Origin of the sequence: Sphingomonas sp. BK481 (assembly GCF_014194875.1) — a bacterium.
GTDB classification, from domain to species: Bacteria; Pseudomonadota; Alphaproteobacteria; order Sphingomonadales; family Sphingomonadaceae; genus Sphingomonas; species Sphingomonas aerolata.
Genome location: NZ_JACIAP010000005.1, coordinates 18,153 through 41,886, shown reverse-complemented (window position 1 = coordinate 41,886; position 23,734 = coordinate 18,153). Strand labels below are relative to the sequence as shown.

At 64.7% G+C, this 23,734-nt stretch carries 24 protein-coding genes; 16 read left to right on the top strand and 8 right to left on the bottom strand.

Translation table 11 applies throughout. The annotated features are described in order from the left end of the window. Nucleotides 1-106 precede the first annotated feature (106 nt). From FHY04_RS11355 to FHY04_RS11340, 4 genes are all read left to right on the top strand, one after another. Nucleotides 107-1,585, top strand: a complete 1,479-nt coding sequence (locus tag FHY04_RS11355; RefSeq protein WP_183936483.1) for a leucyl aminopeptidase — start codon at nucleotides 107-109, stop codon at nucleotides 1,583-1,585. A 73-nt stretch (nucleotides 1,586-1,658) separates the two neighbouring features. Next, nucleotides 1,659-2,096, top strand: coding sequence for a DNA polymerase III subunit chi (locus FHY04_RS11350; RefSeq protein ID WP_183936482.1), 438 nt, complete (start codon nucleotides 1,659-1,661; stop codon nucleotides 2,094-2,096). 89 nt (nucleotides 2,097-2,185) lie between these two features. Beyond that, nucleotides 2,186-2,608 (top strand): nucleoside-diphosphate kinase, encoded by a 423-nt coding sequence (gene ndk, locus FHY04_RS11345; RefSeq protein ID WP_031393391.1) that lies wholly within the window; start codon nucleotides 2,186-2,188, stop codon nucleotides 2,606-2,608. Between the two features lie 26 nt (nucleotides 2,609-2,634). After that, complete coding sequence (locus tag FHY04_RS11340) at nucleotides 2,635-3,126, top strand: GNAT family N-acetyltransferase (RefSeq protein ID WP_311724578.1); 492 nt, start codon at nucleotides 2,635-2,637, stop codon at nucleotides 3,124-3,126. Between the two features lie 24 nt (nucleotides 3,127-3,150). Here the strand turns inward: FHY04_RS11340 and FHY04_RS11335 are convergent, their stop codons facing one another. Genes FHY04_RS11335 through purM form a run of 3 tightly spaced genes read right to left on the bottom strand, consistent with a single transcriptional unit; the run spans nucleotide 3,151 to nucleotide 5,447 of the window. Continuing rightward, nucleotides 3,151-3,753, bottom strand: coding sequence for a hypothetical protein (locus FHY04_RS11335; RefSeq protein ID WP_183936480.1), 603 nt, complete (start codon nucleotides 3,751-3,753; stop codon nucleotides 3,151-3,153). Between the two features lie 25 nt (nucleotides 3,754-3,778). Next, on the bottom strand, nucleotides 3,779-4,351 hold the full coding sequence (purN, locus tag FHY04_RS11330) for a phosphoribosylglycinamide formyltransferase (RefSeq protein WP_183936479.1): 573 nt from the start codon (nucleotides 4,349-4,351) through the stop codon (nucleotides 3,779-3,781). Beyond that, nucleotides 4,344-5,447 carry a phosphoribosylformylglycinamidine cyclo-ligase gene (gene purM / locus FHY04_RS11325; RefSeq protein WP_183936478.1) on the bottom strand — a complete coding sequence of 368 codons (1,104 nt, stop codon included), beginning with the start codon at nucleotides 5,445-5,447 and terminating at the stop codon, nucleotides 4,344-4,346. The genes purN and purM overlap by 8 nt, the downstream gene beginning before the upstream one ends. A 64-nt stretch (nucleotides 5,448-5,511) precedes the next feature. Here purM and FHY04_RS11320 point away from each other — a divergent pair, with 64 nt between their 5' ends. Genes FHY04_RS11320 through FHY04_RS11305 form a run of 4 tightly spaced genes read left to right on the top strand, consistent with a single transcriptional unit; the run spans nucleotide 5,512 to nucleotide 11,101 of the window. Then, nucleotides 5,512-6,756, top strand: a complete 1,245-nt coding sequence (locus tag FHY04_RS11320) for a heavy-metal-associated domain-containing protein (protein WP_183936477.1) — start codon at nucleotides 5,512-5,514, stop codon at nucleotides 6,754-6,756. Between the two features lie 11 nt (nucleotides 6,757-6,767). After that, nucleotides 6,768-7,412 (top strand): DnaA ATPase domain-containing protein, encoded by a 645-nt coding sequence (locus FHY04_RS11315; RefSeq protein WP_183936674.1) that lies wholly within the window; start codon nucleotides 6,768-6,770, stop codon nucleotides 7,410-7,412. A 15-nt stretch (nucleotides 7,413-7,427) separates the two neighbouring features. Then, nucleotides 7,428-9,593 (top strand): RNA degradosome polyphosphate kinase, encoded by a 2,166-nt coding sequence (locus FHY04_RS11310; RefSeq protein ID WP_031439008.1) that lies wholly within the window; start codon nucleotides 7,428-7,430, stop codon nucleotides 9,591-9,593. Next, on the top strand, nucleotides 9,590-11,101 hold the full coding sequence (locus FHY04_RS11305) for a Ppx/GppA family phosphatase (protein ID WP_183936476.1): 1,512 nt from the start codon (nucleotides 9,590-9,592) through the stop codon (nucleotides 11,099-11,101). The genes FHY04_RS11310 and FHY04_RS11305 overlap by 4 nt, the downstream gene beginning before the upstream one ends. Nucleotides 11,102-11,125: 24 nt before the next feature. Here the strand turns inward: FHY04_RS11305 and FHY04_RS11300 are convergent, their stop codons facing one another. Together FHY04_RS11300 and rnd are read right to left on the bottom strand one after the other, a co-directional pair. Further along, nucleotides 11,126-11,431, bottom strand: a complete 306-nt coding sequence (locus tag FHY04_RS11300; RefSeq protein ID WP_260171466.1) for an I78 family peptidase inhibitor — start codon at nucleotides 11,429-11,431, stop codon at nucleotides 11,126-11,128. Further along, nucleotides 11,428-12,603 carry a ribonuclease D gene (rnd, locus tag FHY04_RS11295; RefSeq protein WP_031393380.1) on the bottom strand — a complete coding sequence of 392 codons (1,176 nt, stop codon included), beginning with the start codon at nucleotides 12,601-12,603 and terminating at the stop codon, nucleotides 11,428-11,430. Before rnd ends, FHY04_RS11300 begins: the two co-directional genes overlap by 4 nt. Nucleotides 12,604-12,790: 187 nt before the next feature. Here rnd and aspS point away from each other — a divergent pair, with 187 nt between their 5' ends. From aspS to FHY04_RS11270, 5 genes are all read left to right on the top strand, one after another. Beyond that, nucleotides 12,791-14,614: an aspartate--tRNA ligase gene (aspS, locus tag FHY04_RS11290; protein WP_183936475.1), complete on the top strand. Its 1,824-nt coding sequence runs from the start codon at nucleotides 12,791-12,793 to the stop codon at nucleotides 14,612-14,614. Between the two features lie 74 nt (nucleotides 14,615-14,688). After that, on the top strand, nucleotides 14,689-15,462 hold the full coding sequence (locus FHY04_RS11285; RefSeq protein WP_159510600.1) for a polyphosphate kinase 2 family protein: 774 nt from the start codon (nucleotides 14,689-14,691) through the stop codon (nucleotides 15,460-15,462). Nucleotides 15,463-15,643: 181 nt separating this feature from the next. Continuing rightward, nucleotides 15,644-16,348 (top strand): PAS domain-containing protein, encoded by a 705-nt coding sequence (locus tag FHY04_RS11280; protein ID WP_183936474.1) that lies wholly within the window; start codon nucleotides 15,644-15,646, stop codon nucleotides 16,346-16,348. Between the two features lie 153 nt (nucleotides 16,349-16,501). Beyond that, on the top strand, nucleotides 16,502-17,425 hold the full coding sequence (lipA, locus tag FHY04_RS11275; RefSeq protein ID WP_031393377.1) for a lipoyl synthase: 924 nt from the start codon (nucleotides 16,502-16,504) through the stop codon (nucleotides 17,423-17,425). After that, nucleotides 17,425-17,901 (top strand): type II toxin-antitoxin system RatA family toxin, encoded by a 477-nt coding sequence (locus FHY04_RS11270; RefSeq protein WP_031393376.1) that lies wholly within the window; start codon nucleotides 17,425-17,427, stop codon nucleotides 17,899-17,901. Before lipA ends, FHY04_RS11270 begins: the two co-directional genes overlap by 1 nt. On the opposite strand, the gene FHY04_RS11265 is transcribed toward FHY04_RS11270, so the two are convergent. From FHY04_RS11265 to FHY04_RS11255, 3 genes are read right to left on the bottom strand one after another with little or no spacing between them, the layout of a single operon-like run. Continuing rightward, the gene (locus FHY04_RS11265) at nucleotides 17,844-18,362 is read right to left on the bottom strand and encodes a CinA family protein (RefSeq protein ID WP_031439016.1); all 519 of its coding nucleotides are present in this window, start codon (nucleotides 18,360-18,362) and stop codon (nucleotides 17,844-17,846) included. The two genes, FHY04_RS11270 and FHY04_RS11265, sit on opposite strands and share 58 nt — an antisense overlap. Next, a complete protein-coding gene (locus FHY04_RS11260) occupies nucleotides 18,362-18,889 on the bottom strand; it encodes a hypothetical protein (RefSeq protein WP_166747415.1) in 528 nt (175 codons plus the stop codon). Before FHY04_RS11260 ends, FHY04_RS11265 begins: the two co-directional genes overlap by 1 nt. Continuing rightward, entirely contained in the window at nucleotides 18,886-20,073 is a 1,188-nt protein-coding gene (locus tag FHY04_RS11255) for a bifunctional 2-C-methyl-D-erythritol 4-phosphate cytidylyltransferase/2-C-methyl-D-erythritol 2,4-cyclodiphosphate synthase (RefSeq protein WP_183936473.1), read from the bottom strand. The genes FHY04_RS11260 and FHY04_RS11255 overlap by 4 nt, the downstream gene beginning before the upstream one ends. Nucleotides 20,074-20,214: 141 nt before the next feature. Between FHY04_RS11255 and dusB the strand changes: the two genes are divergently transcribed. The 3 genes from dusB to ntrC are packed head-to-tail and all read left to right on the top strand — an operon-like array spanning nucleotide 20,215 to nucleotide 23,706. Continuing rightward, complete coding sequence (gene dusB, locus FHY04_RS11250; protein WP_183936472.1) at nucleotides 20,215-21,213, top strand: tRNA dihydrouridine synthase DusB; 999 nt, start codon at nucleotides 20,215-20,217, stop codon at nucleotides 21,211-21,213. Further along, nucleotides 21,200-22,264, top strand: a complete 1,065-nt coding sequence (locus tag FHY04_RS11245) for a nitrogen regulation protein NR(II) (RefSeq protein ID WP_221211750.1) — start codon at nucleotides 21,200-21,202, stop codon at nucleotides 22,262-22,264. Before dusB ends, FHY04_RS11245 begins: the two co-directional genes overlap by 14 nt. Beyond that, complete coding sequence (ntrC, locus tag FHY04_RS11240) at nucleotides 22,261-23,706, top strand: nitrogen regulation protein NR(I) (protein WP_183936471.1); 1,446 nt, start codon at nucleotides 22,261-22,263, stop codon at nucleotides 23,704-23,706. Before FHY04_RS11245 ends, ntrC begins: the two co-directional genes overlap by 4 nt. Nucleotides 23,707-23,734 lie beyond the last annotated feature (28 nt).

Here is a 23,734-nt window from a genome sequence, read left to right as displayed (position 1 = left end):
TCACCGCTATCCACAGGCTTGATCGGCCGCGACCTTGCTTTGCCGCCTCCGCAGCATCAGCTTAGGGGCATCTAGCCCAGTCTATTCAATGTTTTTCGAGGTCCCCATGCAGATCGATTTCACCCCCGTCGCCAAGCCCGATGCGGCCATTCTCGCCGTGCCCGTTGCCAAGGACGCACTATCCAACACGCGATGGACCGCGATCGGTGATGGCGTCAAGGCGGTAGCGATGCAGGCGGCGACCGCTGCGCGGTTCACCGGCGAAGCGGGGGCGATCATCGAGGTCTTCGTGCCGGTCGCGGACGCTGTTCGCCAAGTCTTGTTCGTTGGCGTCGGCGCTGGCAGCGACGCGGATTGGGGGAAAGCTGGCGGTGCGGTCACAGCACGCCTGCTGACGTCGGGCGCCACCTCGGTGACGATCGACCTGGGTGCCGCCGCGACGCCCCCGAGTGCTGCGGCCGCCGCCCGGTTCGCCGCAGCGGGCCTGCAGCGGGCATGGCGTTACGATGCGTATCGCACCAAGCTTGCCGAGACGTCGAAGCCGAGCTTGACGACATTCACGATCGCCGGTGCACCCGAAGGCACCGACGCGGCATGGGCTGAGCAGGCCGCGGTGAGTGGTGGCATGGATCTGACGCGGTGGCTCGTCACGTCGCCGCCGAACATTCTCTATCCCGAGAGCTTTGTCGAGAAGGTGACGAAGGACGTCGAAGGGCTGGGGCTCGAAATCACCGTCCTCGACGAAGCGCAGATGGCGGAACTCGGCATGGGTTCGCTGCTGAGCGTCAGCCAGGGCTCGCGACGCGAGGCCCGCCTGCTGGCGCTGAAATGGAACGGGGCCGCCGCCGACGTCCCGACGCTTGCCCTTGTCGGCAAGGGCGTGACGTTCGATTCGGGTGGTATCTCCATCAAGCCGGGCGCAGGCATGGAAGACATGAAGTGGGACATGGGCGGGGCAGGGGCCGTCGCCGGCGCCCTGAAGGCGCTGGCGGCCCGCAAGGCGAGGGTCAATGTGGTCGGCGTGATGGGATTGGTCGAGAACATGCCCGATGGCGCGGCGCTGCGACCAAGCGACGTCATCACGTCGATGTCGGGCCAGACGATCGAAGTCCTGAATACCGATGCCGAGGGACGGCTCGTGCTTTGCGACTGCGTAACCTGGGTGCAGAAGACGCATCAGCCTGCGACTATCGTCGATCTCGCGACGCTGACGGGTGCGATGATTGTCGCGCTTGGCACCGAGAATGGCGGCATCTTCGCCAATGACGACGCACTGGCGGACCAGTTGCTTGCGGCTGGCACGGCCAGCGGCGACACGCTGTGGCGCTTCCCGCTGTCGCCGGCCTATGACAAGCTGATCGACTCGCCGATCGCGGACATGAAGAATGTCGGCCCGCGCGGCGCAGGGTCGATCACCGCGGCGCAGTTCATCAAGCGCTTCGTCGACGAAGGCGTGAAATGGGCGCATCTCGACATCGCGGGCATGGTCTGGTCGGACAAGCCGGGATCCCACCACGACAAGGGCGCAACCGGCTATGGCGTGCGCCTGCTCGACCGATTCGTTGCCGACAATTTCGAAGGCTGAATGGCTGATATACCGTCATTCTGGCAGAGGTCAGGATGACGGGGCGGCAGTCTGACTTTGGGGGAGCAACACAATGCAGGTCGATTTCTACCACCTGACCAGCCCGCTCGACCGTGTCCTGCCGCGGATCGCCGAGCGAGTCGTGCAGACCGGCGGTCGCCTGTTGATCGTCGCTGAACCCGAGGCGCAGCGTGTCGCGCTCGATCGGCTCCTCTGGTCCTATGCGCCGGAGAGCTTCCTGCCGCATGCACATATCGGCGCGGGTAACGCCGCAGCACAGCCCGTCCTGATTGCCAGCGACGTGACGACGGCCAACGCCGCGCGCAATGTTGCGATCGTCGATGGTCGCTGGCGGGACGCGGCGCTCGATTTCGAGCGGGTGTTCCATGTTTTTGACGAAGAGGCGATTCGCGAGGCGCGGCTGGCATGGAAGGCGCTAGGCGATCGAGACGGTGTCGAGCGCCGGTACTGGAAACAGAACGATGCCGGCCGCTGGGAGCAGGCTGCCTGAAATTGGACGGCATAGGCGTTGCCTTGGGGCCGATCCGCGCCTAAGCGCCGCGCATCCAATTCCCGCCAACACAGGAGCCCGTGACCATCATGGCCGCGAACCGTACCTTTTCGATCATCAAGCCCGATGCCACCCGCCGCAACCTGACCGGTGCGGTCACCAAGATGCTCGAGGAAGCTGGCCTCCGCGTCGTAGCGTCGAAGCGCATCCAGATGACCCGCGAGCAGGCCGAAGGCTTCTACGCGGTGCACAAGGAGCGTCCCTTCTTTGGTGAGCTCGTGTCGTTCATGATCTCGGGCCCCGTCGTCGTTCAGGTTCTCGAGGGCGAGAACGCGATGCAGCGCAACCGCGACATCATGGGTGCGACCAACCCGGCGAACGCCGAACCCGGCACGATCCGCAAGGAACTCGCCGAGTCGATCGAAGCGAATAGCGTTCACGGTTCGGATTCGGACGAGAATGCCGAGATCGAGATCGCCTATTTCTTCAAGCCCGAAGAAATCGTCGGCTGATGCTCTGGCGGCTGCGACGCGCGACGGTGGGCGATGCGCCCGCCCTCTCGCTCGTCGGAGCCGCCTCGTTTCTTGACGCCTACGCAACAGCATTTGCGGGCGTCGACATCGTCGATCACTGTACGCGGAACAACAGCGTCGCGGTCTTCGAGGCATGGCTCGACGATCCGGCAACGATCGTGACGCTCGCCGAATATGAGCCGGGCCATGCCCCGATCGGCTATTCCGTACTCACGAAGCCTGCATTTCCTATCGACACCGGCCCTCGCGATATCGAACTGCGCCGCATCTACCTCATGAAGCAGGCGCAGGGATCAGGTCTCGGCGCCGCGTTGATGGACCGGGCGCTCGCTGACGCGGCTGAACGCCATTATCTCCGTGTGCTGTTGGGTGTGTGGGGATTGAACGCCCGCGCCCGCGCATTTTACGAACGCCAGCAATTCTCCGTGATCGGCACCCGGCCCTTCAGGATCGGGACGACGCCGTACACCGATCCGGTCTACGCCCGTGAAATCTGACGGTCGCAGGGGCAGGGTGCCTCGCTAGCGTTGTTGGCGTGTCCATAACGCGTCTAGCCTAGACTGATCGCCGCCACGTTGCCTGAGCTTCAAGCCTTCCAGTTTCAACGACCGGCCAAACGGAAACACACCGGCTTTAGTGCGCCAGATCACGTCGTAGATCCCGCTTGCCGAGCCCGATGCATCGCCGTCGGTATAGGTGACGGCAATGAGGACTGGCAGCCGCCCGGTCTGATCATCTTCGCCCCCATCGGTGGCTTTCAGAAAAGCTTTTTCGAACCAGTCACGCTGAATCTGATCCGTCAGGGCATCCTTGCGCTCGACGCTCAGCGCCGAGGGGAACGCGATCGTCGCCGTCTGGATGTCGTGCTTGTCGTCCCGCAGCAACATCAGCGAATCGCCATTCTCCGCCGCGACGGCTCGGATTTCGAAGCGTCGGCTTTCGCGCTGTTCGCTGTCACGCGCGCTGACCTTCTCGGCCTTGTCCGCGTTGCGCTCGGACCAGTTGCTCCACAGCGTGAGTGCCGCGATGAGCACACCGGCAACCGCGAGGACCTCTGCCAGCGTCACCCAGCGGCGGCGCGTTTCGGCGGCTTCGCGCCGTTCGGTCGATGTTTCGCGGCTCATCAGATGTCTGCTTTCGACAGGGCGTTCATCGTGTCACGAACTCGGCGAGCGTCCTGGGGTATAGCGCATGTTCCGCGGCCAGCACGCGATCTGCCAGCGCGTCGGCGTCGTCGCCTGGCAAAATCGGGACTTCGGCCTGACCCAGCACGACGCCGCCGTCGAGTTCCTCGGTAACCAGATGGACCGAGCATCCTCCGGTGGCATCGCCCGCCGCGATCGCCCTCGCATGCGTATCAAGCCCCTTGTATTTGGGGAGCAACGAGGGATGGATATTGACGATCCGGTCGCGCCATGCGGCGACGAATCCGTCGGAGAGCAGCCGCATATAGCCGGCCAGCGCGATGACCTCGACCGCGGCGTCCCGGAGTGCCCGATCGATCGCCGCCTCATAAGCCGGTTTGCCCAACCCGCGGGGAGACAGCGCAAATGTCGCTATCCGCTCGGCCTTTGCCCATGCGATGCCGGGCGCCTCCGGCTTGTCGGACGCGACGAGCACCACCTCATAAGGGCAGTCCATCGCGCGCGACGCCTCGACCAGCGCGATCATGTTCGATCCGCGCCCCGACACGAGCACGCCGATGCGCGTTCTGTCAGCCATGAGTCGCGGTCCAGTCGGCGCGCGCGCTCCACGTGCCCGCCGAACCACGCACGGTGCAGCCATGTGTCCCCGCCTCGATCCGCCCGATCGGGAATACCGTCTCGCCCGCGGTTTCCAGCGCAGCGGTGATCATCGTCACATCGTTAGCGTCGACGATCGCGACCATCCCGACGCCGCAATTGAAGGTCCGTGCCATCTCCTCCGGTTCGATAGCACCCTGCGCCTGAAGGAACGCCATGAGCCGGGACTGCTCCCAGGCATCCGCATCGACGGTTGCGTGAACGCCTTGCGGCAGAACCCGTGGAATGTTTTCAAGCAACCCACCGCCCGTGATATGCGCGAGGCCCTTGATGCGGCGTTCGCGCAGGAGCGGCAGCAGGCCGGCGACGTAGATCCGAGTCGGCGCCATCAGATGGTCGATCAGCAGCTTGTCCTGATCGAACAGCGCCGGCCGGTCGAGTTTCCACCCGCGGTCGCTGGCGAGCCGGCGGACGAGCGAGAAGCCGTTCGAATGCACTCCCGACGATGCCAGCCCGAGCATGACGTCGCCTGCCGCGATATCGCGGCCGGTCAGCATGTTGGTCCGCTCGACCGCGCCGACGCAGAAGCCGGCGAGATCATAGTCGCCGTCCGCGTACATGCCCGGCATCTCCGCGGTTTCGCCGCCGATCAGCGCACAGCCGGCCGTCTTGCAACCCTCGGCGATCGACGCGACGACGCGCTCCGCAACAGCCGCGTCAAGCTTGCCGCTTGCATAATAGTCGAGAAAAAACAGCGGCTCGGCGCCCTGGACGATCAGGTCGTTGACGCACATCGCGACAAGATCGATGCCGACGCCGTCATGCCGGTTCCATTCGATCGCCAGCTTCAGCTTCGTGCCCACGCCATCGTTCGCCGCGACCAGCAAAGGGTCGACGAAGCCCGCCGCCTTCAAGTCGAACATGCCGCCGAAGCCGCCGAGATCGGCATCGGCGCCGGGGCGTCGCGTCGAGCGGGCAAGCGGTGCAATCGCGCGCACCAGCGCGTTGCCGGCGGCGATCGAGACCCCCGCTTGAGCGTAGGTATAGGGCGTGGCGGTGTCTGGCGTATCGGTCATGATCGGTGCTGCTAGCCACATCGCGCTTGGATTTCCACGTCTGCTTCGCCAAAAGGCCCGCGTGATGCGTATCCGTGCCCTTCCCACCGCGCTTGCCGGCGCCGCGCTGCTGCTTGGCGGCGGGGCCGTGCTCGCACAGATCGAGGGCGGCAGCCGCGGCGCAGCGCCCGTCGATAGCGGGAGTGCGTACGAGGTCAGCGGCGTCATCGTCGACGTCGCGGGCCCGTCCGCCGACGCTGCCCGCTATGGCGGCTGGCGACTGGCGCAGCGCAAGGCTTGGGTGCAGTTGTCGAATCGGCTGGGCGGGGGCGGCGCGCTGGTGTCCGACGGCACTCTCGATTCGCTGGTTTCGGGTATCGTCGTCGAGAACGAACAGATCGGGCCGCAGCGTTACGTCGCCAAGCTCGGCGTGCTGTTCGACCGTAATCGGGCGGGATCGCTCCTGGGCATCTCGACTTATTCTGATCGGTCGCAACCGATGCTCGTGATACCGGTCCAATGGTCGGGCGGTGTCGGGCAGGTCTTCGAACAGCGGACGGAATGGCAGCAGGCCTGGGCACGCTACCGGACGGGCAACAGCAGCATCGACTATGTCCGCCCGTCGGGGTCGGGTCCCGACGCGCTATTGTTGAACGTCGGCCAGACGCAGCGGCCCGGCCGCGGCTGGTGGCGGACGATCATCGATCAATATGGCGCGAGCGACATTCTCGTTCCCGTCGTCACCCTCTATCGCCAATGGCCGGGTGGTCCGGTCATCGGGGTGTTCGAAGCACGTCATGGCCCCGACAACGCGTTGATCGGCCGTTTCACGCTGCGTGTCGGTACCCCGGACGGGCTGCCGCAGCTTATGGACACCGGCGTCAAGCGGATCGACGACCTGTACCAGCAGGCGCGGCGGAACGGCACGCTGCGGGTTGATTACAGTCTTTCGCCGCCACCCGCGCCCGATCCGATTGCGAGCGAAACCGCCCCCGTCGACGAAACGGCCGATGCCAATACGGCCGTCCTGACGGGTGGCACCGGCCTGTCGATCACCGTTCAGTTCGATACGCCCGCCGCGGCGGCGGTTGCCTCGACCGAAGCGGCGCTGCGGGCGATTCCTGGCGTCCGGTCGGCCGCGACGACCAGCCTCGCACTCGGCGGCGTGTCGCTGATGCGTGTCGCCTATGACGGCGATCCGGCAGCGCTCAAGGCGGCGCTCGAAGCGCGCGGCTATCAGGTGTTCGGTTCGGGCCAGACCATTCGGATTCGCCGCACCGCACAACTTCTTCCGCCGGACTTGCCTGCGGACAATGCGACGACAGGGTGAGCGCGGACCGAATGACTCAAATTGCGCTGCCGCTCGGTTGGCCGGCGGATCCCCGAGACGACGCCTTCCTTGTAACCCCTTCAAATGTCCGTGCGGCGCAGACGCTGGAGCATTGGGCGACCTGGCCGGTGATGACCGCCGTCCTGACCGGCCCGCGAAAATCTGGTCGCAGCCTGCTGGCTCGAATCTTCGCGGCCAAGAGCGGCGGGACGATCATCGACGACGCCGAACGCGTACCCGAGGCACAGCTTTTCCACGCCTGGAACCAGGCCCAGGAAGAGCAAAAACCGTTGCTCATTGTCGCCGACGCGGCGCCGCCCGAATGGAAGGTCAAGCTTCCCGACCTGCGATCGCGCCTCGCTGCGAGCCCGATCGCGGCGATCGGTGCACCCGACGACGAGCTTATGCGCTTGCTGCTTGCGCATCTGTTCGAGCGCCGCAACGTCGATGCACGGCCCGATCTCATCGACTGGCTCGCGTCGCGAATCGAGCGTAGTCATATTACCGTCACGCGAACCGTCGATGCGCTGGATCAGGAAACGATGGAACGCCGCAAGCGCTTGTCCATTAATCTTGCACGAACCACGCTGACCGAGGCTGGCCTGATCCTACGGCCGCAACTTGCCCTTGATCTGCCGCTTTTCACGTCACCTTAAGCCCCTAGAGGACCGATGAACCGTCCAGCGCATATCGTCCGCCAAGCGGAAGACGACGACGATCCCATCGGCGCTCAGCCGAACGACCGATTTTTCAACCGTGAGCTTTCCTGGCTCGCGTTCAATCGGCGCGTGATCGAGGAGGCGTGCAATCCGGCGCATCCGTTGCTCGAACGGCTTAGGTTTCTCTCTATCTCGGGATCCAATCTCGACGAGTTCTTCATGGTGCGTGTCGCCGGACTGAAGGGTCAGCAGACGCAGGACGTTGATCGTCGCTCGGCCGACGGCTTGACTGCCGGGCAGCAGCTGACCGCGATCATCCGCGAAGCGGACGCGCTGATGGAGAGCCAGCAGGCGGTCTGGGGTGATCTTCGTGTGCTGCTCGACGAGGCGGGGCTGTTTGTCCTGCGCCGCGATGCCGTCGAGGGCGAAGCCGATGACTGGCTCGAAACACATTTTCGCGAGCAGATCTTTCCGATCCTGACCCCGCAGGCGCTCGACCCCGCCCATCCGTTCCCGTTCATTCCGAACCGCGGCCTGTCGGTGATCTTCGACCTCGTCCGCCGGTCGGACAACGAACCGGTCCGCGAACTGGTCATGTTGCCGCACACCATGACGCGCTTCGTGCGGTTGCCTGGCGAGCCCGCGCGCTACGTCGCGATCGAGACGCTCCTCAAGCGGTTCGCGCCCGTGCTGTTCCCGGGCTATGAGGTGCTTGCCGCCGCGAGCTTCCGCGTCCTGCGCGACAGTGACATGGAGATCGAGGAGGAGGCGGAGGACCTTGTCCGCTACTTCGCCAACGCGATCAAACGCCGTCGCCGGGGCCGGGTGATCCGGCTCGAGCTGGAAACCGGCATACCGGACGTGCTGGCAGCCGTGCTCAAGGATGAACTGGGCGGGGCCGAGGCGATCATCACCGAAAGCGGTAACCTGCTGGGCATCGTCGATCTCGACGGCTTGGTCGAGGAGGATCGCCCCGATCTTAAATTCCCGCCCTTCACGCCGCGCTTTCCGGAGCGAATCCGTGAATTTGGCGGTGACTGCTTCGCAGCAATCAAGGCCAAGGACATCGTCGTCCACCACCCCTATGAAACGTTCGAGGTGGTGCTGGCCTTCCTGAAGCAGGCGGCGAATGATCCCGATGTCGTCGCCATCAAGCAGACGCTCTACCGCGCCGGCAAGCAACCCGCGGTCATCAATGCGCTGATCACCGCGGCCGAGGCGGGCAAATCAGTCACCGCGGTGGTCGAACTCAAGGCACGGTTCGATGAGGAGCAGAACATGGTCTGGGCCTCCGCGCTGGAACGCGCAGGGGTGCAGGTCGTCTACGGGTTCATCGACTGGAAGACCCATGCAAAGGTTTCCCTGGTCGTCCGCCGAGAGGGGCAGGCGTTCCGGACCTACTGCCATTTCGGTACCGGCAATTATCACCCCGTCACGGCCAAGATCTACACTGACCTCAGTTTCTTCACCGCCGACGCGGCGGTCGGGCGGGACGCCGCGCAGATGTTCAACTACATCACCGGCTATGTCGAACCGACGGACATGGCCCGTGTCAGCCTGAGCCCGCGGGACCTCCGTAAGAATCTGATGACCCTGATCGACGTCGAGATCGCCAATGCCCGCGCGGGGCGACCGGCAGGGGTCTGGGCGAAGATGAACTCGCTGGTCGACCCTGCGGTGATCGAGAAGCTGTACGAGGCAAGCGGGGCTGGGGTCGAAATCGACCTTATCATCCGCGGCATCTGCTGCCTCCGACCGGGTGTGCCCGGCCTGTCCGAAACGATCCGCGTCAAATCGGTGATCGGCCGGTTCCTCGAACACAGCCGGATCTGGGCTTTCGGAAACGGGAAGGCTTTGCCGAACGACGGTGCGAAGCTTTTCATCTCGTCCGCCGACTGGATGCCGCGGAATTTCGATCGGCGCGTCGAATATATGCTGCCGATCCTTAACCCGACGGTGCACGACCAGATCCTCGACCAGGTGATGGTCGCCAATCTCATCGACAACGAGCAAAGCTGGGAGCTAGGACCCGACGGCGATTATTCGCGCGTCGATCCCGGCGATCGTCCGTTCAACCTGCATCGGTATTTCATGACCAATCCGTCTCTTTCCGGCCGTGGTGCATCGCTTGCCACGAGCGCAACCGTGCCGACGCTTTCGCTCCGTCGACAGCGATGAGCGTTACCAACCTCCTGTTCGGCACCGCGACGCCAAAGGTTGAGGTCGACGACCATCCGCGCACCGGGATCATCGACATCGGATCGAACTCGATCCGGCTCGTCGTCTATCAGGGGCCGCCCAGACTGCCGGCGATCCGGTTCAACGAGAAGGTGCTGGCGGGCCTCGGCCGCGGATTGGCGGCGACGGGCACGATCGAAAAGTCAGCACTCAAGACCGCTAAGGTGGCACTTGCGCGGTTTGCCGCGGTTGCGCGTGAGATGGAGTGTTCGACGCTGCGGACGGTTGCCACGGCAGCAGTTCGCGATGCCCGGAACGGGGGTGACCTCATCGCCGCGGCAGAGGAGTTGGGGCTCAAGGTCGAGACGTTGTCGGGCGGACAGGAGGCGAGCGCTGCGGGCTATGGCGTGCTGTCTGCGATTCCTGAGGCGGATGGCATCGTCGGCGATCTCGGCGGCGGCAGCCTCGAGCTCGTACGCGTCCGCCGTGGCAAGATCGAGGACAGCGTCTCGTTCCCCCTTGGCGTCCTGCGCATCGGACCGATGCGGGCGAAGCGGGGCAAGGTGCTCGAGCGTTATGTGGCGCGGCTCGTGCGCGATGCCGGCTGGGCCGCACGCGGGCAGGGCCTGCCGTTGTATCTTGTCGGCGGGTCATGGCGGGCGCTGGCGCGGCTCGACATGGAGCTGTCGGACTATCCGCTGCCGATCATCCATCAATATCCTATGACCGCAGCGACCGTCACGCGCCTCAGCCGCACCATCCCGCAATTGTCCAAGCCGCGCCTGAAAGCCATTCCGGGACTGTCGTCCGGGCGGATCGCGACGCTCGGCGATGCCACCGCGTTGCTCGGCATTCTCATGCGCCAGCTCGGCAGCAAGACGACGATCGTCTCCGCCTATGGCCTTCGCGAAGGGCTGCTCTACGGCGACCTTAAGCCGGCGGCGCGGGCACTCGACCCCCTGATCGAAGCCGCACGCGAGGAGGGGCGACTGCTCGGCCGCTTTCCCGAACATGGCGATCTGCTCGATCGCTGGATCGCGCCGTTGTTCGTTACCGAGCCCCCGGCAGTGGCGCGCTTGCGCCACACTGCCTGCCTCCTGGCGGATGTGGGGTGGCGCGCCAATCCGGAATTTCGCGCCGAGCGCGGGGTCGAAGTTGCGTTGCACGGCAATTGGGTCGCGATCGACGCACCGGGTCGCGGTATGCTCGCCCAAGCCCTGTATACCAGCCTTGGCGGTGACCTGGCCGCCGCGGATCCCGTGGAGCGCCTGGCGACACCCGCAGAGATCCAGAGCGCGACGGCCTGGGGGCTTGCGATGCGTCTCGGGCAGCGGATGAGCGGGGGGCTCGCAGGACCGCTTAAACGCACGCGCATCGCCGATGACGGCGTATCGCTGACGCTTACGCTACTACCCGCAGATCGGGGACTCTACGGGGAAGCCGTCGAGCGGCGGCACGCGGCACTAGCCGCGGCCATCGGCCGGAAGCCGGTGCTCGCGATCGCCTGACCGGAGAGGAACGCGCAATCAGGGTCAGGCGCAGGTGAAACGCTCGATCCTGCTCGCGCCGTCGACATAGACATTCAGGCGATCCGTCCGGAAGTCCATTGTCACCGCGTCGTTCGGCGCGATCCACCGCAGCGTACGCGCGCCCGATCGGGCCAGCATCACATCCGCGCGCGCATCGCTTGCCCGCTTCCCGACCAGATCGCCCAGAGCTTCAATATTGCACGCTGCACTGGGCGGGGCTGGCGTCGCGACATCGGGTGCGCGATCGCGCATCTCGACCGGCATGCACCCGGCCGAAGCAAGCACGACGGCAAGCAGCGCCCGCTTCATGCCGCGTCCTCCGTACGGGTCATTTTCAACTTTCCGTTGATCACCGCAAAGGCCAGCCGGCCCTCGACCAGGTCCAGCGCGTCGCGGCCGAACTGGTCGAACCGCCACCCCTCCAGCATCGGCAAGCCCGTCCGTACGCCCGCGGCCAGCGCCTCGAGCTCGTCGGTCCTCGCAAGAAGTTTCGACGCTACATCAATATCTCGCGAGCGGATTTTGAGAAGGAGTTTGAGCAGATCCGCGACCAGCGAGCCCTCCTTGCCAAGACCCGGCTTGCGATCGTCGCGGGGCGGCAGCTCATCGTCGCCGAGCGGCTGTGCCTGCTCGATCGCGAGCATCAGTCGCGCCCCGATATCGTTGCCAGCCCAGGTGGCCGAAAGCCCCCGGACGCGGGCAAGGTCGGACTGTTTCCGCGGCGGGTGCCCTGCCATGTCACCAAGCGTCTCGTCCTTGACGATCCGCCCGCGCGGCAGATCCTTCGCCTGCGCCTCGAGTTCACGCCACCGCGCCAAGGCCTTCAACCGGCCGAGCACGTCGGGCTTGCGCCCAGAGATCCGAACGCGCTTCCAGGCCAGGTCGGGATCATTCGCGTAATTGGCGATATCGCCGAGCCGCTCCATCTCCTGGTCAAGCCACACGCCGCGCCCGGTCTTGCGCAGCCGCTCGAGCATCTTGGGGAAGATCTTCGACAGATGCGTGACGTCGCCGATCGCATATTCGATCTGGCGCGCATCCAGCGGGCGCCGCGCCCAGTCGGTGAACCGCGCGCCCTTGTCGACCGCGATGCCGAGCCAGCTGTCGACCAAGTTTGAATAGCCGATCTGTTCGCCCTGGCCGAGCGCCATCGCCGCGACCTGCGTGTCGAACAGCGGGAAGGGGGTCTTGCCCGTGAGGTTATAGACGATCTCGATATCCTGCCCGCCGGCATGGACGACCTTCAGCACGTCGTGATTCTCGACGAGCAGATCGAGTAGCGGCTTCAGGTCGATCCCCGGCGCCATCGGGTCGATCGCCGCGGCTTCCTTGTCGTCGGCGATCTGGATCAGGCAAAGCTCCGGGTAATAGGTGCTCTCGCGCATGAATTCGGTGTCGACGCACACATAGTCGGCGTCGGCCATGCGCGCGCACAGATTGGCGAGCGTGGCACTGTCGGAGATAAGCGGGTGGATATGCATCGCTCGTCCATAGCGAGGCTCCCCCATGTTGACAAAGGGGCGCCTTGACAAAGGCCGGTAGGGAAGGGAAGCGCGGGCCATCCAATTCCCGTCATCCCAGCAAACGCTGGGATCTCCCGTCGCAGGGCGCACCCTTGCTGCACGAGATCCCCGCAAACGCAGGGACGACGTATGAGAGACGAGACACATGCACGCCTATCGCACCCATAACTGCGCCGCCCTCCGCCCCGAACAGGTCGGCGAGGAGGTCCGCGTCTCGGGCTGGGTCCACAAGAAGCGCGATCATGGTGACCTGGTCTTCATCGATCTGCGCGATCATTACGGCATCACGCAGATCGTCACCGACGTCAGCGGCCCCGTCTTCAAGGTCATCGAGGGCCTGAAGAGCGAGAGCGTCGTCACGATCACCGGCAAGGTCACCGCACGAGCACCTGAAGCGGTGAACCCGAACCTGCCGACCGGCGGGATCGAAGTCCGCGCGACCGCCGCGACCGTCCAGTCGATGGCCGGCGAGCTGCCGATGCCTGTCGCGGGCGAGGCCGAATATCCCGAGGATATCCGCCTGCGCTATCGCTACCTCGACCTGCGTCGCGAGCGGCTGCACGCGAACATCATGCTGCGTTCGAAGGTCATCACCTCGCTGCGCAACCGCATGAACGATCAGGGCTTCACCGAATTCCAGACGCCGATCCTGACGGCGTCGTCGCCAGAGGGCGCGCGTGACTATCTGGTGCCGAGCCGCGTGCATCCGGGCAAGTTCTACGCGCTGCCGCAGGCACCGCAGATGTTCAAGCAGCTGCTGATGGTCGCGGGCTTCGATCGCTATTTCCAGATCGCCCCCTGCTTCCGCGACGAGGACGCGCGCGCCGATCGTTCGCCGGGCGAATTCTACCAGCTCGATTTCGAGATGAGCTTCGTCACGCAGGACGACGTGTTCAACGCGATCGAGCCCGTGCTGCACGGCGTGTTCGAGGAGTTCGCCGATTGGCAGGGCAAGGGACGCCAGGTCTCCGCCCTGCCGTTCAAGCGCATTCCCTACCGCGAATCGATGCTTAAATACGGCAGCGACAAGCCTGATCTGCGCAACCCGATCCTGATTCACGACGTCGGCCACCACTTCGTCGACTCGGGCTTCGGCCTGTTCGCGGGCATCGTCGCCGGCGGTGACGTGGTGCGCGCGATCCCCGCACCAAACACCGCCGAGAAAAGCCGCAAGTTCTTCACGGATATGAACGACTGGGCGCGCGCCGAGGGTCATGCCGGCCTCGGCTACATCACGCAGAAGAACGGTGAGCTGGGCGGTCCGATCGCCAAGAACCACGGCGAGGAAGCGACGCGCAAGCTGATCGCGGAGATGGGCCTCGGCCCGAACGACGGCATCTTCTTCGCCGCCGGCAAGGAACTCCCCGCTGCCAAGCTCGCCGGCGCAGCCCGCGCGCGCATCGGTGCGGATCTCGGCCTGATCGACGAGAACCGGTTCGAATTCTGCTGGATCGTCGACTTCCCGATGTTCGAATATGACGAGGACGCCAAGAAGGTCGACTTTAGCCACAACCCGTTCTCGATGCCCCAGGGCGAGATGGACGCGCTGGAGAACAAGGATCCGCTCGATATCCTGGCGTATCAGTACGACATCGTCTGCAACGGCGTGGAGCTGTCGTCGGGCGCGATCCGGAACCACCGGCCTGAGATCATGTACAAGGCGTTCGAGATCGCCGGCTACACGCAGGCCGATGTCGACACGAACTTTGCCGGCATGATCAACGCGTTCAAGGTCGGCGCACCGCCGCATGGCGGCTCGGCACCCGGGATCGACCGGATGGTCATGCTGCTCGCGGGCGAGCCCAACATCCGCGAGGTCGTGCTGTTCCCGATGAACCAGAAGGCCGAGGACCTGATGATGGGCGCACCGAGCCCGGTCAGCCCGCGCCAGCTGAAGGAGCTCAACATCAAGCTCACCGTCGATGGGCCGAAGGACCCGGCCAAGACGGTGACGCCCGCCGCTGGCTGACGCCGGGGCGGCTCTGCCGTACTGGTCATTTCCGTCCCGCCCCTGGTGGCCGCCTGATCTTCTGGAGTTTGCTTATGCCCATCGATCTTGCCCATTATGAAGCCGGCGACGCCTATGACGGCAAATACAAGCGCGATTTGGCAAAGCTTCAGAAGAGGCTTGAGCACATCCAGGTCGCGCATATCGTCAACAAGCGCCCCGCTGTGGTGATGTTCGAAGGGTGGGATGCGGCGGGGAAGGGCGGTATCATCCAGCGGTTGTCGGCCGAGTGGGATCCCCGTACTTACCGCGTTTGGCCGATCGCCGCCCCGAGCGCCGACGAGAAGGCACATCACTTTCTCTGGCGCTTCTGGAAGCGCTTGCCGGCCGATGGGAATATCGCCGTCTTCGACCGGAGCTGGTACGGCAGGGTACTGGTCGAGCGGGTCGAGGAATTCGCCACGCGTCGCGACTGGGAGCGCGGCTATGACGCGATCAACGCCTTCGAAGCGGGGCTGATCGAGAACGACACGACGCTGATCAAGATCTTCGTCCATATCACCCAAGCGGAACAGGACCGGCGGCTAGAGGCGCGGCTGCGCGATCCCTGGAAGCATTGGAAGACCGGTCTCGACGACTATCACAACCGGTCGCGACGCGAGGACTATCTCGCCGCGATGCATGAGATGTTCGCACGCACCGACACCGCGGCAGCACCGTGGATCGTCATCGACGGGAACGACAAGAAGGCGGCACGGATCGCTGCGCTGACCGTCGTCGCGGATCGCCTGGAGGGCGGAGTCGCGATGGTGCCCCCGCCGCTTGATCCCGCCGTCCTCAAGGTCGCGAAAAAGGCCCTCAAGCTCTAATCGTCGCAAGGCACAACCCCGTTTTTGGTCGCAGTCCTCTGCAGCTATATCCATTTCGGTCGAAATTCTAACGCCTTCCAAACAACTTATGTTAGCGTGAACAGCTTCCGATGATGGTTAGGCTTGCCCTAAGATAATGGGCGTGTCCGAGTAGCGGACGGCCATTCAGTGGGCGTAGGTCATGACGGAACGCGGTCGAATAGGTGTCGACACCTCAGGGGCGATTGTCGAGGTGGACGCGACGTTCTGCCACACGCTCAATGCGACAGCCGCCATTTTGCTTGGCAGCAACATGCTCGACTTCACCGCGCCTGCAGACCGCGAGCGCTGCCGGCGACTGATGCGTCGCGTGGTGCATACCGGATCCCCGATCAGCACTACCAAAAGGCTGGTCAGAACCGACTCGTCGCATCTCTGGGTGCAGGGCCATTTATCGATCGCGCCGCCAGGGACCGAGGTCTGCGTGACGATGATCTTCGAGGAAACCATGCCTGGGTCCGGCGAGGTCAAACCCGAAGCCTTGTTGAAGACGGCCCAGCTGACGCTGGACGCCCGGCGCGCGCGCGGGGCAATATTCTGCCCGTCGCTATTTGCCGACAGCGCCTGGGACATCCTGCTTGCGGCCTATGTCAGCGAGGCAGAGGGCGTTCTCCTGACGCCGACCGACCTCGAACCGATGCTCGGGGTCGGACACGCCACGCTGACCCGCTGGATTCGCGCACTCGAGGTTCAGGGGCTGATCGAGTTCGAGGCGGCCGGCGACGGGCGAGCGGGGGGCGCGGCGTTCCAGCTTACGTGCGATGCGCATCAACGGTTCGAACGGTATCTGTCCGAGCGATATGCCGTCGCGGTATCGGCTGCAACGGATCTGGAACGGTTCCGCTGACCTGGTCGGTGCGGTACGATGTAGCAGGCACGCCCGGGCTGCCATCTGCCCCATCGCGGGGGCGTTGTTACCGGCTTGGCAGGATACCGGTGATATCGGGCGAAGAACCGCATGTGTGTTGTTTCGCATAGCCGGGATCGCTATCTGCCTGCCATGAACGAGATGACCCCGCTCGCCGCGCCGCGCGCTCGAAAGCCCGACTGGATCCGCGTCAAGGCCCCGACATCCGCCGGCTTCGCCAAGACCCGCGAACTGATGCGCTCGAAAAGCCTGACGACGGTCTGTGAAGAGGCCGCATGCCCGAATATCGGCGAATGCTGGTCCAAGAAGCATGCAACGGTCATGATCCTCGGCGATACCTGCACCCGTGCCTGCGCCTTCTGCAACGTGAAGACTGGTATGCCCCGTGCGGTCGACCGGATGGAACCGCAGAACGTTGCCGATGCCGCCGCGCAGATGGGGCTGAACCACATCGTCATCACCTCGGTCGACCGCGACGACCTTCCCGATGGCGGCGCTTCGCAATTCGTGAAGGTCATCCAGGCAATCCGCGCGTCGAATCCCACTACGACGATCGAAATCCTGACGCCCGATTTCCGCAACAAGGCGCAGGCCGCGATCGAATCGATCGTCGAGGCGCGGCCCGACGTCTACAACCACAACCTCGAGACAGTCCCCCGCCTGTACCCGACGATCCGGCCTGGCGCGCGCTATTATGCCTCGTTGCGCCTGCTCGAGAGCGTGAAACGCCACGACCCGTCGATCTTCACCAAGTCGGGCGTCATGCTCGGCCTGGGCGAAGAGCGCCTCGAGATTCATCAGGTGATGGACGACATGCGCTGCGCGGACATCGATTTCCTGACGATGGGCCAGTATCTTCAGCCGACGCCACGCCATGCCAAGGTGGCCGAGTTCGTCACGCCGAAGGCGTTCGATGCCTATGCGTCGATCGCCCGGGCCAAGGGGTTCATGCTTGTCGCATCGTCGCCACTGACGCGGTCGAGCTACCATGCGGGGGACGATTTCGCGCAGCTTCGGGCGGCGCGTGATGCCAAGCTCGGGGTCGCACGGATCTGATGCCCAAGCATTCCGAAACACGCCATCTTCCCTATACACCCGAACAGATGTTTGATCTGGTCGCCGATGTCGGCCGCTACGCCGAGTTTCTGCCATGGGTCAGTGCGATGCGCGTCCGTTCGAACAGTGAGACGGAGACTCTCGCGGACATGATCGTCGGCTTCAAGGGCTTGCGCGAAACGTTCACGTCACGTGTGCAGAAGACCCGACCGACCGAGATCCTTGTCGACTATGTCGACGGTCCGCTCAAATATCTTCGCAACGAATGGCGTTTCCGCCCTGAGGAGCAGGGGTGTGCGGTCGACTTCACCGTCGACTTTGCCTTCAAGAACCGGATGTTCGAGCTGATCGCGGGGCAGGTCTTCGGTGCCGCACTGCGCAAGATGATCGGCGCGTTCGAGACTCGCGCGGCCGAGCTTTACGGTGCGACATCCTCGACCGGCAGCAAGAGTTCGAGCGCGCACAGCGCAGCCTGAAGGCGGATACCGCCGCGGCCGAGATCGCCGAAATCCTTGCGATCTGCGTCGACATCGCTGCGATCGCCGCCCTTCTCGGCACGGGCGAAGACCACCGTCCCGACCGGCTTTTTTGCCGATCCACCGCCGGGCCCGGCAATGCCTGTGATGGCGACGGCAACATCCGCGCCCGACTGCTCGAGTGCGCCCTGCGCCATGCTCCACGCGACGGCGATCGACACCGCACCGAAGGTCTCAAGGACGTCTGAGCTGATCTTGAGCAGTTTCAGCTTGGCCTCGTTCGAATAGGTCACGAACCCGATTTCGAACACGTCGGAACTGCCAGGAATTTCCGTCAGCGCCGCAGCGACAAGGCCCCCGGTACAGCTTTCAGCAACCGCGACGCGTCGTCCGAGGGCGCGATTTGCCTCGATGACCTTGCGTGCCGCGTCGATCAGCTGGGGAGGGAGAAGGGTATCCATCAGCGGCTCTCCGTTGCCGTGCAGAGCGGAAGGTCGGGCGTCGATCGATCTCCGCGGCGTGCCTTGTCAGCCTTGAGATAGCGCAGCGTCTCGACGACGATGCCAGCGGTGTTCCGCGGCGGCAGCGGCTGGAGCAGCGTCACGAGCCGATCGATCGTCCCACAGTCGCGCGCCGCGATGCGTCCGACAATCTGCGGGACGAGCAGGCTCGTCAGCAATGGCCGGGCATAGTCCGACTGGAGAAGCGCATCGACCGCAGGGTCGCTAAGCTTTACGATCGCGGCCCGAGCGGACGGCCAGGCGCGATCCGCTTCGATCTGATAGCGCGCGATCAGTGTACTGGACTGGTTGCGCACGAGGCTGGTCGCGGGAAGCCTTGCCGCGCAGACTCGGCCCGTTTCACGGATGATGTCGGGCAACGCGACGAGCGTCATCGCCTCCGCCTCGGGGCCGGTGATGCACGGGGACTGTGCCGATACCGGCGTTGCGACGAGTGCGGCGAGCGTCAGTGCGGCAGCGAACTTCATGCGCCGACACGGCCGCGATTCGAAGGGAGGCTGATTGTCGCCACTGCCTGCGCGGCAATGCCCTCGCCCCGTCCCGTGAAGCCAAGTCGCTCGGTCGTCGTCGCCTTCACGCTGACCCGGTCCGTGGTGAGGTCGAGCAGATCGGCGATCCGGGTCGTCATCGCCGACCGGTGCGGCCCGATCTTGGGCATCTCGCACAAGATGGTCAGGTCGACGAAATCGATCCGACCGCCCTTGGCCGCGATCAGCTGCGCGGCATGCTGTAAGAACTGCGCGGAGTCGGCACCTTTCCACTGTGGATCGCTCGGGGGGAAATGCGTGCCGATATCACCCGCGGCGATCGTGCCGAGCAACGCGTCGGTCAGCGCATGCAGCGCGACATCGGCATCGCTATGGCCGGAAAGCCCCTTGTCGTGCGGGATCCGGATGCCGCCGAGCCATAATTCCTCACCCGTTTCCAGCCGATGGACGTCGAAGCCCATCGCGGTTCGGCTTTCATAGGGCGCGCGCGCTTCAGCGGCGGCAAAATCGTCGGGGTGAGTCACTTTGTCGAGCATCGGATCGCCCTGCACCAACGCGACGCTGCCGCCAACCCGTCGCACCATCTGGGCATCGTCGCTGGCATCTTCACCGGCCGGCCAGGCCGCGTGCGCGGCGCGCAGCGTAGCGATCCGGAAGCCCTGCGGCGTCTGGACCCGGTACACGGCCTCGCGCGGAACGACTTCGCCGAGCATGCGACCGGTCAGCGTCGTCGCGCCACGCGCCAGCGTATCCGCTACCGGCAGCACCGGCACCGCGGCGTCGTTGTTCGCCAGCGCTGCCACTACCGCGCTGATGACTTCGGCAGGAAGAAACGGCCGGGCGGCATCGTGAACGAGAACATGATCCAAATCGGACAGGGCAGCGATTCCCCTCAGTACCGAATCCCGGCGGGTACTGCCCCCGACGATGACCGTCGCGTCGGTGACTCCTCCTGCTGCCAATACTGCCTTTGCATGGTCCAGCTGACCTTCGGCAACGACGACCCTCACGGCGTCGATCGCCGGGTGCGCGGACATTGCGGTAACCGCGTGCATGAGCATCGGCCTTCCCGCAACGGTCGCGAATTGCTTGGGGAGGGTGCCGCCAGCGCGGGTGCCGGACCCGGCTGCGACGATCAGGGCGACGGTGCGGCGCTTTGTCATGGGCGCCGATTAGCGTCTTGAGCGCGGCATCGCCAGTGCAGGCAGTCGTTCCCCATGACGTCGCGCACGACGGGAACAGCTGGACCAGCCTTGCCAGTTCCGGCATCCCGGCCTATGTTCTGCCTCTTTTTTGGGCAGCTTATGCGTAATCTCTCACCTATCCAAATCGGCTCCGTGCGGATTGAAAGTCCGGTCGTCCTCGCACCTATGACGGGCGTGACGGATATGCCGTTTCGTACGCTGGTGCGGCGATATGGATCAGGCCTCAACGTCACCGAGATGGTCGCGAGTCAGGCCGCAATCCGGGAAACCCGCCAATCGATCCAGAAGGCTGCGTGGGATCGTCTCGAAGAGCCCGTGTCGATGCAGCTGGTCGGGTGCACGCCCTATGAAATGGGCGAGGCCGCGCGGCTCAGCCAGGATCGCGGTGCAGCGATCGTCGACATCAACATGGGGTGTCCGGTCCGCAAGATCGTCAACGGGGATGCCGGGTCCGCGCTGATGCGTGACGTCAAGCTGGCGACGGCGATCATATCCGCGACGGTGAAGGCGGTCGATGTCCCGGTCACGTTGAAGATGCGTATGGGCTGGTGCCACGACAGTCTTAACGCACCCGAATTGTCTAGGATCGCAGAAGATCTCGGGGTGAAGCTGATCACCGTGCATGGCCGGACGCGGAACCAGATGTACAAGGGAAGCGCCGATTGGGGCTTCGTGCGCCGGGTGAAGGACGCGGTGTCGATCCCCGTAATCGTCAATGGCGACATTTGTTCGATCGAGGATGCCGAAGCGGCGCTCGACCAGTCAGGTGCGGACGGCGTGATGATCGGACGCGGCGCCTATGGGCGGCCTTGGCTGCTCAATCAGGTCATGACCTGGTTTGCGACCGGCCGCCGCGTGGCCGATCCGTCAATCAACGAACAATATGAAGCGATCGCAGGGCATTACGAAGCGATGCTCGAGCACTATGGGATCGAGACGGGTGTCAACATGGCCCGCAAGCATATCGGCTGGTATACCAAGGGCCTGCACGGGTCGGCGGAGTTCCGGAACCGGGTGAACCAGGTGGCGGACCCCAACCAGGTCAAGGCGATGCTGGCGGAGTTCTACGCGCCCTGGCGTCATCTTGAAGCCGCCTGAGCCGGATCGGCACGACCGTCCGGGGTTCAACGACGTCTTCGCGGCGCTGCCGGTGGCGGTGGTGGTGGTCGATCCCGACGACAGGATAGCCCATGCCAATGCGCTGGCGGAGCAATTGCTCAACCTGTCGGAACGCCTCATGGTCGGGCAGCCGATCGCGGCGATACTTCCGCCTCCCGACGAGTCACGCAAGCACGACAATCGCGGCCTTGCCGTCTTCGATACCGAGATCGCGACAGCCCGCGGCGTGAAGATCCGCGTCGACTTTGCCGAGACGATCATGCCAGATCATCCCGGCTGGCGCGCGATCACACTGCACGTTCCCGCCATCTCGCGACGGCTGGGCTATTCGGCGGACCGTACTGCGGGCGCGCGCGCGGCAGTCGGGGCCGCGGCGATGCTCGCACATGAGATCAAGAATCCCTTGTCCGGCATCCGCGGGGCCGCGCAGCTGCTCGATGCCGGCGAACTGACCACGCTGATCACGACCGAGGTGGACCGAATCGCGGCGCTGATCGATCGCATGCAGGACTTCAGCGATACGCGTCCGCTCCCGCTCGCCAGCGAGAATATCTACCCGTTGTTGACGCACGCGCGTCGCCTCGCGCTCGCCGGTTTTGCGCGCGGAATCGCGATCGAGGAGCGGTTCGATCCCTCGCTACCGCCCGCCCACATCAATCGCGACGCGCTCCTTCAGATCGTCATCAACCTTTTGAAGAACGCACGTGAAGCCGTTGCAGATCAAGCAAATCCCCTGATCATCATGACCACGGCCTATCGTCACGGGATCACCGTCAGCAGCGCGCCGGGCAAACCGCGTCTCCCGTTGCCGATCGAGATCTGTGTGTTAGACAATGGCCCCGGCGCGCCGCCCGATATCGCCGACCACCTGTTCGATCCCTTCGTATCGGGGCGCCGTGAAGGGCAGGGGCTGGGCCTCGCCCTGGTCGACAAGCTGACCCGCGATATGGGCGGGATCGTGCAATATGCGCGTGAGGGGATTCCTGAAATGACCGTTCTTCGCTTGCTGCTGCCAAGAGCCACATCATGAGCACTGTGCTGGTCGTCGACGACGACGCCGCGATCCGCACCGTCGTCGCGCAGGCGTTGCGACGCAGCGGCCACGACGTAACCGTCGCCGACAGCCTCGGCCAGCTCGAACGTGCCTTGGCGGTCGCTATCCCCGACGTGCTGATCACCGACGTGGTGCTGCCCGACGGCGACGGCATCGACCATGTCCGCAATGTCGCCGAACGCCACCCGACGCTGCCGATCATCGTCCTGTCGGCGCAGAACACGCTGACCACCGCCGTACGCGCGGCGGAGGTCGGTGCGTATGAATATCTGCCCAAGCCCTTCGATCTCGACGTCTTGTCGCGCGCGGTGACGGGGGCGCTGGCGCGGGGCGGGGTGCTGTCCGATGACCGGATCGGCGACGAAGATCGTGCACTGCCGCTGATCGGCCGGTCCGCGGCGATGCAGGACGTCTACCGGGTCATCGCACGCGTCATCTCAAATGACCTGACCGTGCTGATTTCCGGCGAATCGGGTACGGGCAAGGAACTGGTCGCCCGGGCGATCCACGACCTCGGCCAACGCAGTGCCGCGCCGTTCATTGCGATCAACATGGCCGCCATCCCGCGCGAATTGATCGAGGCCGAGTTGTTTGGCCATGAGCGCGGCGCCTTTACCGGTGCCGCGACGCGAAATGCCGGTCGTTTCGAGCAGGCGACGGGCGGCACCCTTTTCCTCGACGAAATCGGCGACATGCCGATGGAGGCGCAGACCCGGCTTCTTCGCGTGCTGCAGTCGGGCGAGTTTACAAGCGTCGGCGGTGCGCGCACGATCCGGGTCGATGTCCGAATCCTTGCCGCAACAAACCGCGATCTGGCAGCGCAGGTGGCCGCCGGACATTTTCGGGAAGACCTGTTCTATCGTCTCAACGTCGTGCCCGTCACTTTGCCTCCGCTCCGCGAGCGGCGGCAGGACGTCGCCTTGCTCGCACGACATTTTCTCGATCATGCGGCGATCCAGGGTCTGCCGCGACGTCAGTTGGCGGGCGATGCGATCACCGCGCTCGGCGCGTATGACTGGCCGGGTAATGTTCGCGAACTCGAAAACCTCATGCGCAGGCTCGCGGTGCTCGCGCGCGACGAGATCATCGGCGCGGACGCGATTCACGCGATGCTGGGTGGGCGAACGCCGACCAGCACTGCAACCGATCTCGACATCGCCGGCGCGGTGAAGGCGCTGATCGGGCGGATCGAGCGCGAAAACCCGGCAGCGCTCGACGATGGCAGTCTGTACGACCGCGTCATCGGCGAGGTCGAGCGTCCATTGATCGAACTGATGCTTGCCCGGCATGGGCAGAACCAGCTTCGCGCCGCGCGTGCGATGGGGATCAATCGCAACACGCTGCGCAAGCGTCTCGACACGCTCGGGATCGATATCAGCGGCGACATGACCGAGATGGACGCGGCAGGGTTACGCTGACCCGGCCATTATGTGGTTTCCCGGCAAC

What these genes read in the sequence shown, in the direction of transcription:
- FHY04_RS11280 (WP_183936474.1), top strand. Translation starts at nt 15,644, where the DNA reads ATGACGGAACGCGGTCGAATAGGTGTCGACACCTCAGGGGCGATTGTC.
- purN (WP_183936479.1), bottom strand. Translation starts at nt 4,351, where the DNA reads ATGGCTGACAGAACGCGCATCGGCGTGCTCGTGTCGGGGCGCGGATCG.
- FHY04_RS11285 (WP_159510600.1), top strand. Translation starts at nt 14,689, where the DNA reads ATGCCCATCGATCTTGCCCATTATGAAGCCGGCGACGCCTATGACGGC.
- FHY04_RS11350 (WP_183936482.1), top strand. Translation starts at nt 1,659, where the DNA reads ATGCAGGTCGATTTCTACCACCTGACCAGCCCGCTCGACCGTGTCCTG.
- FHY04_RS11335 (WP_183936480.1), bottom strand. Translation starts at nt 3,753, where the DNA reads ATGAGCCGCGAAACATCGACCGAACGGCGCGAAGCCGCCGAAACGCGC.
- purM (WP_183936478.1), bottom strand. Translation starts at nt 5,447, where the DNA reads ATGACCGATACGCCAGACACCGCCACGCCCTATACCTACGCTCAAGCG.
- FHY04_RS11355 (WP_183936483.1), top strand. Translation starts at nt 107, where the DNA reads ATGCAGATCGATTTCACCCCCGTCGCCAAGCCCGATGCGGCCATTCTC.
- FHY04_RS11260 (WP_166747415.1), bottom strand. Translation starts at nt 18,889, where the DNA reads ATGAAGTTCGCTGCCGCACTGACGCTCGCCGCACTCGTCGCAACGCCG.
- dusB (WP_183936472.1), top strand. Translation starts at nt 20,215, where the DNA reads ATGCGTAATCTCTCACCTATCCAAATCGGCTCCGTGCGGATTGAAAGT.
- FHY04_RS11310 (WP_031439008.1), top strand. Translation starts at nt 7,428, where the DNA reads ATGAACCGTCCAGCGCATATCGTCCGCCAAGCGGAAGACGACGACGAT.
- FHY04_RS11320 (WP_183936477.1), top strand. Translation starts at nt 5,512, where the DNA reads ATGCGTATCCGTGCCCTTCCCACCGCGCTTGCCGGCGCCGCGCTGCTG.
- FHY04_RS11270 (WP_031393376.1), top strand. Translation starts at nt 17,425, where the DNA reads ATGCCCAAGCATTCCGAAACACGCCATCTTCCCTATACACCCGAACAG.
- FHY04_RS11265 (WP_031439016.1), bottom strand. Translation starts at nt 18,362, where the DNA reads ATGGATACCCTTCTCCCTCCCCAGCTGATCGACGCGGCACGCAAGGTC.
- lipA (WP_031393377.1), top strand. Translation starts at nt 16,502, where the DNA reads ATGAACGAGATGACCCCGCTCGCCGCGCCGCGCGCTCGAAAGCCCGAC.
- FHY04_RS11315 (WP_183936674.1), top strand. Translation starts at nt 6,768, where the DNA reads ATGACTCAAATTGCGCTGCCGCTCGGTTGGCCGGCGGATCCCCGAGAC.
- FHY04_RS11255 (WP_183936473.1), bottom strand. Translation starts at nt 20,073, where the DNA reads ATGACAAAGCGCCGCACCGTCGCCCTGATCGTCGCAGCCGGGTCCGGC.
- rnd (WP_031393380.1), bottom strand. Translation starts at nt 12,603, where the DNA reads ATGCATATCCACCCGCTTATCTCCGACAGTGCCACGCTCGCCAATCTG.
- ntrC (WP_183936471.1), top strand. Translation starts at nt 22,261, where the DNA reads ATGAGCACTGTGCTGGTCGTCGACGACGACGCCGCGATCCGCACCGTC.
- aspS (WP_183936475.1), top strand. Translation starts at nt 12,791, where the DNA reads ATGCACGCCTATCGCACCCATAACTGCGCCGCCCTCCGCCCCGAACAG.
- ndk (WP_031393391.1), top strand. Translation starts at nt 2,186, where the DNA reads ATGGCCGCGAACCGTACCTTTTCGATCATCAAGCCCGATGCCACCCGC.
- FHY04_RS11305 (WP_183936476.1), top strand. Translation starts at nt 9,590, where the DNA reads ATGAGCGTTACCAACCTCCTGTTCGGCACCGCGACGCCAAAGGTTGAG.
- FHY04_RS11300 (WP_260171466.1), bottom strand. Translation starts at nt 11,431, where the DNA reads ATGAAGCGGGCGCTGCTTGCCGTCGTGCTTGCTTCGGCCGGGTGCATG.